Consider the following 14,667-nt stretch of genomic DNA (forward strand, 5'->3'; position numbering starts at 1 on the left):
TAAGTGAGCGATGCGCCTCGGTAAGCCCAACCCTGTTCTGAAGTCCGCCAGCCGCGGCGAGGCATTGCCTGTCCTGCGCCTCCATCCGTTGGCGCATGCCATCGCCCTGTTGCTGGTGGCGGGTAGCGCCCAGGCCGACACGGCGTTCAGCGCCGGCTGGTTCGCCAGCAAGGGCGCGGCGCAGCAGGCGGTGGGGGCGGGCGCCGTGGCGGGGAACCTGCCGCGGCCCGGGTCGCCGCCGCCCCTGGCCCAGCAACTGAAGGCCAACCAGCAGTTGCAGCAGTCGTTGAGCAACGTCAATAACACCGTGGCGGCGATCGCCGCGCAGCAGGCGGCCCAGGCGGCCGGGCGGCGTTCGGCCCTGGTGGCGGCGGCGAGCATTCCCGACGGCTTGGGCGAGGGTGGGCTCAAGGTCGACGAGAACGCCCTGACCAAGGGCTGGACCAACGCCCGCAACCCGCTGCAGACCCAGGCCGACGGCAAGACCACGGTGAGCATCGGCCAGACCGCGGACAAGGCCATCCTCAACTGGGAAACCTTCAACGTCGGGCGCAACACCACGGTGGATTTCCAGCAGCAGGCCGACTGGGCGGTGCTCAACCGGGTCAACGACCCGCAGGCGCGGCCCAGCCAGATCCAGGGCCAGATCAAGGCCGCCGGCACGGTGATGCTGGTCAACCGCAACGGGGTGATCTTCAGCGGCAGCAGCCAGGTCGATACCCGCAACCTGGTGGCCGCCGCCGCGACCATCAGCGACAGCCAGTTCCGCGAGCGCGGGCTGTATGTCGACAGCAGCGGCTCGCAACCGACCTTCACCGACGCCGCCGGCAAGATCCAGGTGCAACAGGGCGCGCTGCTCCAGACCCGCACGCCGGGGGTGTCCACCGAGTCCGGCGGTTATGTCCTGCTGCTGGGCAGCGAGGTGGACAACGCCGGCAGTATTGTCACGCCCAAGGGCCAGACGACCCTGGCGGCCGGCGACAGCTTCTACATCCGCAAGGGCGCCGGCACCGCCGGCAACACCACCTCGACCACCCGCGGCAACGAGGTGGCCAGTACCCGCAAGGCCGGCAGCCAGGCCGGCACGGTCAGCAACAGCGGCCTGATCCAGGCCGCCACCGGCGATATCACCCTGACCGGCCACCAGGTGCAGCAGAACGGTGTGGTCCTGGCCACCACCTCGGTGGACAGCCGCGGCACCGTGCACCTGCTCAACTCGGCCAGCGACAGCGGTTCCAGCGTGACCCTGGGCCAGGGCAGCCACACGGCGATCCTGCTGGACGCCGCCAGCGGCAGCGCCCTGGACGGCCAGCGCAGCGCCGGCCTGAACGGGCTGGGTGGCCCCGGCAACACCATCGGTGGCGCCTTCGACAACCTCAGTACTGTCGTCGACCGTACCGACCAGTCGCGGGTGGAGATCGTCAGCGGCGGCACCGTGGATTTCCAGTCCGGCTCCAGCACCCTGGCCACCGGCGGCCAGGTGGCGGTCAGCGCCGGCCAGCGCAGCCTGGTGCGCGACGGTGCGCTGATCGATGTGGCGGGGGCGGTGGGGGTCAAGGTGGCCATGGAGGCCAACAGCGTCAAGGTCAATATCCAGGGCAACGAGCAGCGCGATGCCGCCGGCAACCGCGACCGGGGCAGCCTGAACAACAACGATGTGTGGGTCGATGTGCGCGAGCTGGTGTATGTGCCGGCGGGGACCAACGGCTACGCCACGGACCGCTGGTACACCGCCGGCGGCCTGCTGGAGGTGGGCGGCTACCTGGGCACCCAGGCCCACGGGGTGGGCGAGTGGATGGCCCAGGGCGGCAGCGTGACCTTCAGCGGCCGCGACGTGGTGACCCAGGCCGGGTCGAGCATCAACCTGTCGGGCGGCACGCTCGACGTGCAGGGCGGCCTGGTGCGCCAGACCTGGCTCAAGGGCCCGGACGGGCGCCTCTACGAGTTGTCCCGGGCCCCGGGCGACATCCTCTACAGCGGTATCTACAAGGGCTACGAGGACAGCAGCCAGCGCTGGGGCCAGACCGATTACTACTACAACCCGCTGATCGCGCCGCAGCAGCGCTACGAAGAGGGCTACAGCGTCGGCCGCGATGCCGGCAGCCTGGTGATCGGCACCGGCAGCGCGGTGCTCGAAGGCCAGTTGCTGGGCAGCACCTACCAGGGCGATCGCCAGACCCAGGCCGCCAAGGCCGGGCTCGACGGCTACAGCCAGACCCAGAACGCCGTGGCCCGCGGCGCCCAGTTGCTGGTCGGCAGCTACACACCGTTCTGGCACAAGGACAGCGGCACCTTGCAGAACGCCTTGCAGGCCACCGACCGCACCCTCAAGCAGGTGGTCCTGGCCCCGGGGCAGGTCGCCCAGGCCCTGGACATCGGCCTGGACTCGGCCCTGGGCGAACGCCAGGGGCGGCTGCAACTGGACACCGGGCTGCTCAACGGCTTCGACCTGGGGACGGTGCGGATCGCCGCCTATGAGCAGGTGACGGTCGACGGCGACCTGCGGGTCGGGGCGGCGGGGGAGATCGGCCTGCACGGGCCCCAGGTACGGGTCAATGCCGGGCTGACCAGCCATGGCGGGCGTATCGCCCTGGGCAATGTGCTGTTGCAGAGAGGCTCGCCCGGCGCCCCCCTGGAAGACACGCAGATCGGTTCGACTGGCGGTCCCCTCGCCAGCCTGGTGCTGGGCGAGCGGGCGCGCCTGGATGCCAGCGGCCTGTGGAGCAACCTGTTACTGGCGCCGCAGGACAACTCGGGCCTGGCGTTTATCAACGGCGGTAGCGTGTCGCTGCGCAGCCGCGGCGACCTGACCCTGGCCGCCGGCAGCCAGGTGGATGTCAGCAGCGGCGCGGCGCTGCTGGTCAACGGCAGCCTGCGCGGCGGCAAGGGCGGCGATCTGACCCTGGCGGCCAATGCCGGCACCAGCGCCAGCCTTGGCGTGCTGAGCCTGGCCGGCCAGCTCAAGGGCCAGGGCGTGAGTGGCGGTGGCACCCTGAGCCTGCAGGCGGGCCAGGTGCGGATCGGTGGCGCCGCAGCGGCCGAGGCCAAGACCCTGGTCCTGGCCGAGGACTTTTTCAACAAGGGCTTCGGCGCCTACGACATCACCGGCAACCAGGGGCTGAAGGTCGCCGAGGGCGCCCGGGTGGACGTGCGGGCGCCGGTCTATGCCCAGGCTGCCGGCACCGCCAGTGTCGCCAGCGGCGAGCCGGCCGCCGATGCCTTGCAGACCTGGTTGCCGGACGCCTACCAGGAGGATCCGCTCAAGGGCCGCCTGAGCCAGCGGGCGGGTGCCAGCCTGACCCTGCAGGCCGGGGGGCTCGCTCCGAGTGCCGCCGATAGTGCCAGCGTGGTCCTGGACGTCGGCCAGGGCGCCGCCTTGCGGGTCGACGATGGCCAGTCCATCGCCTTGCGCGGCATCGGCCAGGTCAACGTTGACGGCGAGTTGATCGCCCATGGCGGCAAGGTCTCGATCAGCGCCACGCGCATGCCGCAGGTGGACGGCGAGGCCCTGAGCGTGGCGCATCAGCGCTCGATCCGGCTGGGCGAACAGGCTGTGGTGGATGTTTCCGGGCGCGCGGTCACGGCCCTGGATGCCCAGGGCCGGCGTTACGGCAAGGTCAGCGACGGTGGCAGCATTGTCATTGGCGGCACCCTGGACCCGGCCACGGGCCGCGCGGCGGCGCCGGACCTGTTCGTGCAGCTCAAGGCCGGTTCGCGCCTCGAGGCTTCCGGTGCCCAGGCGACCCTGGATATCAAGGGCGCCGGGCCGATGACCCTGGCCAGCAATGGCGGCAGCATCAGCCTCAGTTCGCTCAATGGCCTGCTTCTCGACGGCGACCTGCGCGCCGCCGCTGGCGGCCAGGGGGCGGCGGGCGGTAGCCTGGCGGTGGTCCTGGAGACCGCCGCCTATGATTACGGCCAGTTGGGCAGCGATGCGCCCCTGGTCGCGCGGGAACTGCGGCTCAGCCAGCGTCGTCAGGCGCGCGAGGGCAGCGCTTCCGGCACCTTGGCCTATGGACAGGGCAACCTCAGCGTGGAGCAGGTCGACGCCGGCGGCTTTGGCAACCTGGCGCTGCTGAGCCATGGCCAGATCAGTTTCGACGGAGATATCGACCTGGCCCTGGGCCAGAGCCTGCAACTGTATTCGGCCTCCCTGGGGCTGGCCGAGGGCGCGGCGGCCGATACCCGGGTCAGGCTCGACGCCCCTTATGTGCGGCTGGCGGAGGTCGCCAAGAACACTAACGGCAGCCCGGTGGTGACGGTGCCGGTGGTCCGCGGTGGCACCTCGACCCAGGCGACCCAGGCGCAATTGCGCGTGACCAGCCAGTTGCTGGATATCCGCGACGAGGTCAGCCTCGGCGCCCACGGCAACATCAACCTGCGCAGCGGCCAGGTGCCGCTGGACCAGCGCGGCTTCGCCACGATGGAGGTGCACAGCACCGGCGACATGCGCCTGCTGCGCCCCACCGGCGCGACGCCGCTGACCCGCCTGAGCACCCCGGGCGACCTGAACCTGACGGTGGCCCAGCTTTACCCGCAGACCCTGGCCCGTGCCGAGATCCGCGCCCGCCACCTGGGCATTGGCCGCAGCAGCGTCGAGAATCCCGCGGTGCCTTATTCGGCCTATGGCAGCCTGTTGCTGTCCGCCCAGAGCATCGACCAGGGTGGGGTGGTCCGCGCGCCGCAGGGCAGCCTGGTGCTGGGCTTCAACGGCGGCCCGCAAGACAACAGCTCGACCGTGCGCCTGCTACCCGGCAGCCTGACCTCCCTGAGCGCGGCGGGGCTGGTCATGCCGTTTGGCGGCACGGTGGACGGCCAGACCTGGACCCAGGACGGCAAGCCGCTGGCCGAGAGCCTGCTCAACCCCATCCTGGGGGCCGACTGGCTGACCCTGACGTTGGTGGGGCAGTCGATCGATGTCCAGGGCGGCGCGGTGGTGGACCTGTCGGGCGGTGGCGAACTGACCGGCGCCGGCTTCGTCTCCGGGCGCGGCGGTTCTACCGATGCGCGCTTCAACCCCTTGGTGCAGATCGGCGCCGACGGGCGCTTCAGCCTGCCGGGGCGAGCCAGCAACCCGGTCTACGCCATCGTCCCCGGCCACCAGGCCGGTTATGCCCCGGGCGCCGGGCAGAGCGGCGCCCAGGATCCGCTGGTCGGCCAGCAGATCACTCTGGACGCCGGGGTGCCTGGGCTGGCCCCAGGGGTCTATACCCTGTTGCCGGCCAACTATGCGCTGTTGCCCGGGGCGTTCCGCGTCGAGCTCAACGGCGCCGCGGGCCTGGCCGCCCAGCAGCCGGGCCTGGCGATGGCCAACGGTTCCTGGAGTACCTCGGGCCGCTTGTCGGTCCTCGGCACCTCGATCCAGGACAGCCTGTCGCGCCAGGTGATCCTGACCTCGGCCGACGTGTTGCGCCGCTACTCCCAATACAACGAAACCTCCCTCAGCCAGTTCCTCGCCAACGACGCGGCGCGCCTGGGCATTCCCCGTGCCGCGCTGACCGCCGACGCCAAGGGCCTGACCCTGAATCTGTTGCAGAACCAGACCGGGCAGGCGTCCTTCACCTATGCCGGCACCAGCCGCTTCAGCCCGGACAAGGGCGGCTACGGCACCGTCGCCAGCGTGCTCAGCCAGAACCAGAGCTCACAGCTGGAGATCGTCGCCGGCGGCCCGAGCGCGGGCTTTAGCGGCACCTCGATCGACGCGGCGCAGCTCAATGCCCTGGGCGCGGCCAGCCTGCGGATCGGCGGCAACGGCTTGCGCCAATATGGCCAGGGCGGCAACTACATCGCCTTCAGTTCCAACCTGAGCGACCTGACCCTGCGTTCGGGGGCCGTGCTGTCGGCCCCTGAAGTGATGCTCCTCAGTGGCATGACCACCGGGGGCATCGTGGTCGAGCAGGGCGCCGGGATCGATACCCTGGGGCGCGGCCCCAGCGCCTACGACTCCCGCGATGGCTTTATCTACGACCCCGGCCGGACCAGCCTGCTGGCGGTGTCCAACGGCTGGCTCGACCTGCTGCCGCCGACCCCGGCGCAGAACGGCCAGGTGGGCCCGGGCAGCATTCGCATCGGCAGTTGCGCCGGCCAGTGCAGCGGCGTGACCCAGCTGTATTCCGAAGGCACCCTGGCGGCAGCCACCAACAACCTGTTCGAGCTGGGGGACGAGGTGCGTTATGGCACCCGCAACCTGACCCTGGCGGTGGGCGGGGTCAATATCGGCAGCAGCCAGAGCCTGGCCGACGCCGCGGCGCGCCATGCCCTGGCGCCGGGCCTGACCCTCAACCAGCAGGTGCTCGACCGCCTGCTGCGCGGCGACCGCGAGCGCGGCGCCCCGGCCCTGCAGACCCTGACCCTGAATGCCCGGGATTCGCTGAATTTCTATGGCTCGACGCAGTTGAGCACCCTGGACCCGGTCACCGGCGTCTCCAGCCTGGGCAACCTGATCCTCGGCACGCCGGCGATCTACGGGTATGGCGACGCCGGGGATGTGGCCAGCATCCGCACCGCCAACCTGACCTGGAACGGCGCGGCCGGGTTGCCGGGCACGGTGATCAACCAGGGCGCCGGCACCGGCAGCGGGCGCCTGGAACTGGCCGCCGAACGCATCGAATTCGGCTACGGCCCGCAATCGCAACCCGACAGCCTGGCGTCCTTCGACCGCCTGGCCCTGGGGTTCGCCACCGTCGACCTGCGCGCCAGCCAGCGCCTGACCGCCAATCACAAGGGCAGCCTGGCGGTCTACCAGAGCCAGGGCGCCTACGAGAGCGGCAAGGGCTACCGCTACAGCGGCGGCGACTTGAATATCGTCACGCCGTTGCTGACCGGCGAAGCCGGCTCGGTGAACCGGATCAAGGCTGGCGGCGATATCCGCATCGCCGGCGCTGGTGGCGTGCCCGCGCCGATCAACACCCTGGGCGGCGAACTGGCGCTGCAGGGGCGCAGCATCAACCTGGACACTGCGGTGGTGCTGCCCAGCGGCAAGCTGAGCCTGCTGGCCGAGCGCGACCTGGTACTGGCGGACCATGCCCGGCTGGACCTGGCCGGGCGCACCGTGGCGTTCAACGACCTGAACAAGTACAGCTGGGGCGGCGATGTGCTGCTGGAAAGCCGCGGCGGCGATATCCGCCAGGCTGCCGGCTCGCGGATCGACCTGTCGGCACAGAACAACAAGGCCGGGACCCTGAGCGCCATCGCCCTGGACCCGGCCGCCGGCCAGGTCGAGCTGGCGGGGGCGATCCTCGGCGGCAGTTCCGGGCATTACGACGCCGGCGGCACCCGGGTGGCGTACAAGGCTGGCGCAGTGGATATCCGCGCCCAGGGCGTGGGGGATTTTGCCGCTCTCAACCAGCGCCTCAACGACGGCCAGGTCTATGGCGCGCGCAGCTTCCAGCTCAAGCAGGGCGACCTGCAACTGGGCAACGAGCTCAAGGCCGGGGAGATCAACCTGTCCCTGGACAATGGCCGGCTGACGGTGCTCGGCACCGTGGATGCCAGCGGCGAACAGGTCGGCAGCATCCGCCTGGCGGCGCGCAACGGCCTGATCCTGGGCGGCTCGGCGCTGCTCGACGCCCACGGCACGCAACTGCGGGTCGACAGCTACGGCAAGATCATCGACGCGCCGAACCGCGCGGTGGTGGAACTGACGTCGGGCGACGGCCGCCTGGTGCTGGCCGAGGGCAGCCGCATCGACCTGCGCCACGGCACCGCCGCGACCCCGGGCAGCCAGCCCGGGCAGCATGACGGCCAGGCCCGGGGCACCCTGGAACTCAATGCGCCGCGCCTGGGCGGGGTCAGTAGCGGCGATATCGATATCGACGCCAGCGGCCGCCAGCAGATCGCCGGGGCTCGCTCGATCGCGGTCAATGGCATCTGGCGTTACGACGACAGTGACAGCGACGCCGTGCTCAAGGACGGCAGCGAGGCCGTCAGCGGCAAGCCGTACCGGGTGATCAACCAGGCGTACATGGACCTCAAGCACGCCCAGAGCACGGCCTTCATCGACGCCGCGCTGAGCAACCCCACGCTGCTCGACGGCAAGCTGGCCGGCCTGACCGCGGGCGGTTACGACGATGCCCTGCACCTGCGCCCCGGGGTGCAGCTCAGCAGCGAGCGGGACCTGGTGATCCAGGGCGACCTGGACCTGTCCGGCTACCGCTACGCCAGCCTCAATCCGCATTTCGCCCGGACCGCGGTCTACGGCTCCGGCGAGACCGGCAGCCTGGCGATCCGCACCGCCGGCAACCTCGAAGTGCGCGGTAGCCTGACCGATGGCTTCACGCCACCGCCGGCGACCCCGGACGACGCCGGCTGGGTATTGCTGCCGGGCAAGCAGCCGTTTGGCGGCGAGCTGGTGGTGCCGGGCCTGGGTGTGACGCTGGCCGACGGCACGCTGTTCCTCGGCGGCAAGACTCTCAACTACGACCTGCCGCTCAAGGCCACCACCTTCGCCAGTGGCGTGGTGCTGCCCACCGAAGGGCGCCTGGCGCAAGCGCTGACCCTGGAGGCCGGCAGCGTATTGCGCGGCGAGGTGCGCGCCGCCGACGGCAGCCTGCTGTACGCCGCCGGCACCTTGCTGGAACAGGCGGTGACCCTGCCGGTCGGCACCCGGCTCGGCGCCGGGACCCTGCTGGGCAGCCGCACCACCTTGCAGGCCATGCTCTGGCCCAAGGGCGTGGCGCTGCCGGCGACCCTCGATCCGGCGACCGGGCAGCAGGATACGTTTGCCCTCAATGGCGACCTGGCGCTGAAAGCCGGCGCGCTGATCCCGTCGCAGACCGAGGTCAAGCTGCCCAACGGCGCCTTGTCGGTGGCGCTGCGCCCGGCCGACGGCGAGCGCCAGGGGCGCAACTGGGCGGTCGCCGGGCTGCTGCCCGAGGGCTCGCAATCCTGGTCGCTGCGCCTGGTCAGCGGCGCCGACACCGCGGCTGCCGACACCCGCAGCGTCCGGCCCGGGGTGGTCGATGGCCAGTTAATCCTGGCCGATACCCATTACTCGCTGTTCCGGGACCGCGAGATCGTGCCCGGCAAGCCAGGGGGCAATTGGGTCTGGGGGCCGGAGGCGGAGAGTCCGGACTGGAGCTGGTTGGGTGGCGTGGTAGGGCAACCGCTGACCCCGGAAGACCTGGCTAACGGTTATTGCGACTGGGCCCCGGGACTCTGCGAGTTCAAGCCCAGTGTCGATCATTGGGTCTGGGGGCCTGAAGCGGAAAGTCCGGACTGGAGCTGGCTGGGGGGCGTGGTGGGGCAACCGCTGACCCCGGAAGACCTGGCGAATGGTTATTGCGACTGGGCGCCAGGGCTCTGTGTGTTCAAGCCGGGCGAGCCGGGCGAACCCGACAAGCCGGGAGAGGTGATCGCGGTGCGCGCCATGGCGCCGATCTTCAGCGTGCTGCGCACCGGCACCGGCGACCTGGACCTGATCGCCGGCGGCGACCTCGCCATGCAATCGGTCTTCGGCGTCTATACCGCCGGCACCCAGTCCCCGACGCGGGGCGCGGGTTTTGCCGCGCCCCGCGGCGTGGGCAGCAAAGGCACGGTGCTGGGGGCCTACGACAGCCTCTCGCTGTACCAGGACGCCAACTACAAGGCCGGTTTCGACGAGCAGGTGGCGGCCTACGAAAAGCTGGTATCGGGCGATAGCCTCTACCAGGCCTGGTACCCGGAGCAAGGCGGCAACCTGTTGCTGTCGACGGCGGGCAGCCTGCGCGGCGATGCCCTGGGCAGTACCTGGGACCAGGACCAGAGTACCGGCAGCAGTGCCCTGTCGAGCGTCGGCACGGGCAATTGGTTATGGCGCCAGGGCAGCGGCTCGGCGGCGCTGGACCAGGCGGTCCCGAGCGCCTGGTGGATCAACTTCGGCACCTATGTCACCCCGACCGTAGGCGTGCCCATGCCCCAGGTCACCGGCTTCACCGGGATCGGCACCCTGGGCGGTGGCAATCTGGACGTCCGGGTCGGCGCCGATGCCGGCACCTTGCTGCGGCGTGGCGACCGTTCGACCCGGGCCGCGCCGCGCAGCGAGGCGCTGATCCTGGCGGTGGGCGGCACCGGGCGGGTGGCCGCCGATGGCAGCCTGGCCCTGACCGGGGGCGGCGACCTCAAGCTGAACATCGGCGGTGGCCTCAATCCTTCCCTGGACGCCCGGGCCTCCAGTGTCGGCGGCGGGGCCGCGGTGGGGCAGAACCACGACTTGAACGGCGCGCTGATCAACCTGCGGGGCAATGTGCAGGCCAATGCCGGGGCCATGGGCGGCATCCAGCAGAGTTTCGGCCGCTTCAGCCTCAATCAGGACGCCCGCGAAGTGCGGGCCTACGATCCCTATTCGGCTTCGGTGGCCAATGCCACCGGCGGGCTGGTGATCATTCCCGGCGACGCCACGGTCAGCCTGAATACCCGTGGCGACCTGGTGCTGGGCGGTGCGGTCGATCCGGGCCGCACGCGGCAGCACAATACCTCGGCGTTCAGCCTGGACGGCACCGCCTACGCGGGCGGCGGCAACGGCTGGTTTTCGCTGTGGACCGAGCACACCGCCATCGACCTGTTCGCGGCGGGGGGCAACCTGACGCCTTCGACCCAGGCCGGCGAATTGGCGGTGGGCAACAGTGAGACGCCACGCAGCCAACTCAATACTTCGCCTACCGACCGGCGCTTTATCTATCCCTCGATCCTGCGGGCCGTGGCCCCCGGCGGCAACCTGTACTACGGCTCTTCGGCGCTCTACACCGGCAGTGGCCAGAGAACCTCGGCGTATTCCCTGGTACTGGCGCCTTCGCCCGGCGGTCAGTTGCAGCTGCTCGCGGGCGGCTCGATCTTCGCCGGTGGCTACGCGCTCAACCAGTCCGGGGCCGACAGCCGCCTGTTGCCGACGCCGTTCGCGCCGGCCTTCGAGGGGCGCACACAGGACAGTGACGAGCGCTTGCTGGTGAGCAACCTCAGCGCCGACGGTTTGTCTTCCACCCAAGGCATGGGCAACTTCCCGCTCTTCGCCTTTGGCGGCGACACCCTGACCACCCTGGACGGTCGCCGGGACCCGGCGCGCTTCTATGCCATGGCCGGCGACCTGGTGGGCATCCGCTCGGGCGAGCAACTGAACTTCAGCGCTTCCGGCCTGCGTCCGGGCCAGACCTGGTACGACGCGGCCGCGCCGGTCTGGATGCGGGCGGGCCGGGATATCGTCAACAGCGGCACCCAGCTGGGCCAGGCCACGGCCATCGTGCCGTTGCTGGGTGGCGGCACCAGCAGCGGCAACCTGTTCGTGCACAGCGACCCGCTGGACATCTCCCTGGTCTCGGCCGGGCGCGACATCCTCTACAGCAGCTTCAATGTCGCCGGGCCCGGCCTGCTGCAAATCAACGCCGGGCGCGATATCCGCATGGAAGACAGGGCCTCGGTCACCAGCCTCGGCGCCCTGGTGCCGGGCGACAGCCGGCCGGGGGCGAGCATCGTCCTGCAGGCGGGGGCCGGCGCCAGTGGGCCGAACTACGGGGCTTTCGTCGCGCGTTATCTCGACCCGGCCAACCTGGCGAGCGACAGCGCGTCGCTGGCCGCGCAACCGGGCAAGGTGGCCAAGACCTACGAGACGGAACTGGCCAGCTGGCTGAAGCTGCGCTACGGCTTCAGCGGCAGCGCCGAACAGGCCCGGGCCTACTTCGCCGGCTTGCCGGCGGTGGAGCAGGGGCTGTTCGCGCGCCAGGTGTATTTCGCCGAACTGCGCGCCGGCGGCCTGGAATACAACCAGGCCGATGGCCCGCGCCGCGGCAGCTACCTGCGCGGGCGCAACGCCATTGCCGCGCTGTTCCCGGACACCGACGTGGCCGGCAACCCGATCGTCTACCAGGGCAACATCACCCTGTACGGCGGCGCCGGGGTGCACACCAACCTCGGCGGCGATATCCAGATGCTCGCCCCGGGCGGGCAGCAGGTGTTCGGCATCGAGGGTGAGGCGCCGCCGGCCACCGCGGGGGTGATCACCCAGGGCCAGGGCAATATCCAGCTGTACGCCAAGGGCAGCATCCTGCTGGGCCAGAGCCGGATCATGACCACCTTCGGCGGCTCGATCCTCGGCTGGTCGGCCGAGGGCGATATCAACGCCGGGCGTGGTTCCAAGACCACCGTGGTCTACACCCCGCCCAGGAGGGTCTATGACAACTGGGGCAACGTGACCCTGTCGCCGTCGGTGCCGAGCACCGGCGCCGGGATCGCCACGCTGAACCCGATCCCCGAGGTGGCGCCGGGGGATATCGACCTGATCGCGCCGCTGGGCACCATCGATGCCGGCGAGGCGGGCATCCGCGTCTCGGGCAACGTCAATATCGCGGCCCTGCAAGTGGTCAACGCGGCGAACATCCAGACCCAGGGCAAGTCCTCGGGGATCCCGGTGGTGGCAGCGGTCAACACCGGCGCCCTGACCTCGGCCAGCGCGGCCGCGTCTTCGGCGACCCAGGCCGCCGAGGACGTGGCGCGGCAGCAGCAGGCGGCATCGCGGCAGAACCTGCCGTCGGTGTTCACCGTGCAGGTCCTGAGTTTCGGCCAGGAACGCCTGGCGCCCAGCCAGGACGGCGCCAGCCGGGCCAACCCGGGCTACAACCCGGACAGCCCGGTGCAGGTCCTGGGTGCCGGACCGCTGAGCGACCAGGCGCGGCAGCAGTTGACCGAGGAAGAGCGGCGGCAACTGACCTTATAGGTTCTCTCGTGGCAACACTGTTCGGGGCGATCGTCGATCGCCCCTTTTTTTTGCCCTGGCACAAAGGCGTGCGCCTTCTCGTAGAAAAGGCAGCGAAGGCTCTAGCTCAAGGGTTCTACGCGGCGGCCAAAAACCGTCAACCGACCAGGGAGGCGCGTGGCGTATCAAGCGGTCCGACGAATGATTGACGGCAAAATAATGGCAAATTAACATCGCGCCACTATTTTGATATCAGTTGTGTCGAGGGATCGAACATGTACTCACCCGCCCTCGCGGGGAGGTTGTGCCTGGCTTTGCTGTGCCTGACTCCGCTGCACTCCGTTCATGCCGCTCCCACCCCCGGTGATACCGACCTGATCCGCGAACGCCAGGACCGCCTGCTCGAAGAGCAGCGCCGGCGCCTGGAAGAACTCAAGGACCTGCCCGGCAAGGAGGCTGTTCCCGAGGCCCCCGCGACCCCTGTCGATAGCCGCTGCTTCGTCATCCGGGACATCGAGCTCAAGGGCGCCGACAGCCTCGGCGCCGACGAGCAGCAGCGCCTGCTCAAGCCCTACATCGGCCAGTGCCTGGGCGTCAGCCAGCTCAACGAACTGCTCAAGGTCATCACCGACCGCTACATCGACAAGGGCCTGGTCACCAGCCGTGCCTACCTGCCGCAACAAGACCTGTCCACGGGCCATTTGCAGGTGCTGGTGGTCGAAGGCCGGCTCGAAGGCCTGAAGGGCGCCGAGGGTAGCCAGCTGTCGGACCGTGAGCTGTCCATGGCCTTTCCCGGCCAGGTCGGCGAGCGGGTCAACCTGCGGGAAATCGAACAACTGGTGGATCAGCTCAACCGCCTGCCGTCGAACCAGGCACAGATGGAGCTGGCGCCCGGCGCGGCCGTCGGCGGCAGCACGGTGCTGGTCAAGAACACCCCGCAGAAGCCCTGGCGGGTCGGCCTGTCGCGCAGCAACGACGGCCAGCGCAGCACCGGCGAACAGCAGTGGGGCACCACCTTCGACTGGGACAGCCCGCTGGGGCTGGCGGACCAGCTGGCGTTGCGCGGCGGCCACGATGCCATGAGCGACCACCAGCACACCTCCAACAACGCCATGCTCAATTACAGCCTGCCCTGGGGCTGGTGGAACTTCAGCTACACCTACAGCCAGAGCGAGTACCGCTCCCAGGCCCAGGCCAACGGTTTCAATTTCAAGCAGACCGGCGACAGCCAGAACCATCAGTTGCGCGCCGAGCGCGTGATCTATCGCGACGCGCTGAGCAAGACCTCCCTGAACGCCGGTCTGGCCTACCTGCGCACCAACAACTTCATCGAAGACAGCAAGCTCAAGCTGAGCAGCAACCGCCTCAGCGAAGCCCAGTTCGGCCTCAACCACGGGCGTCGGGTCGGCAGTGCCTTCGTCAACCTCGACCTGGGGATGCAGAACGGCATCGGTGCCTTCGATGCCCAGGGCAACGACCACCCGGGGCCGGGCGAGCCGAATGCGCGCTACCGCAAATACACCGCCACCCTGAGCTATTTGCAGCCGTTCAAGCTGTGGGGCGAGTCCCTGAGCTTCAGCAGCCTGATGACCGGCCAGCGCAGCGAAGACGTGCTGTTCAGCCCGCAGCGCACCAGCCTGGGCGGGCAGTCGTCGATCCGTGGCTACAAGGATCAGTCGCTGTCCGGCGACAGCGGCGGCTACTGGCGCAACGACCTGCGCTGGAGCCGGCCGGTGACTCTCGGCTGGTTGCGCCCGGTGTTCGCCGAATACGGCAGCAGCCTGGGCTACGACCAGGGCGTGATCCGCGGCGACCGCTACAACGGCGACCGCCACGGGCGGATGTCGAGCAACTCCCTGGAGCTGTTCGCCCGCGGCCAGCACCTGGCTACCAGCGTGACCTTCGCCCATTCCCTTGAACGTCCGGATGCTCTGAGCGAGCGCGAAGCGCCGATCTACTTCCGCCTGGACTTTTTCCTCTAAATCGCGTTTTCCCGAGACTTCGAC

General features: G+C 69.8%; 2 protein-coding genes. Both read left to right on the top strand.

What is annotated here, in order from left to right:
• Nucleotides 1–10: 10 nt before the first annotated feature.
• On the top strand, nucleotides 11–12,682 hold the full coding sequence (locus tag TO66_RS14125; protein WP_044462904.1) for a filamentous hemagglutinin family protein: 12,672 nt from the start codon (nucleotides 11–13) through the stop codon (nucleotides 12,680–12,682).
• 254 nt (nucleotides 12,683–12,936) lie between these two features.
• Complete coding sequence (locus TO66_RS14130; protein WP_044462905.1) at nucleotides 12,937–14,643, top strand: ShlB/FhaC/HecB family hemolysin secretion/activation protein; 1,707 nt, start codon at nucleotides 12,937–12,939, stop codon at nucleotides 14,641–14,643.
• Nucleotides 14,644–14,667 lie beyond the last annotated feature (24 nt).

This window comes from Pseudomonas sp. MRSN 12121 (assembly GCF_000931465.1).
GTDB lineage: Bacteria > Pseudomonadota > Gammaproteobacteria > Pseudomonadales > Pseudomonadaceae > Aquipseudomonas.

Excerpts from the sequence above, each read along its gene's own strand:
- TO66_RS14125 (WP_044462904.1), top strand. The coding sequence starts at position 11 with ATGCGCCTCGGTAAGCCCAACCCTGTTCTGAAGTCCGCCAGCCGCGGC.
- TO66_RS14130 (WP_044462905.1), top strand. The coding sequence starts at position 12,937 with ATGTACTCACCCGCCCTCGCGGGGAGGTTGTGCCTGGCTTTGCTGTGC.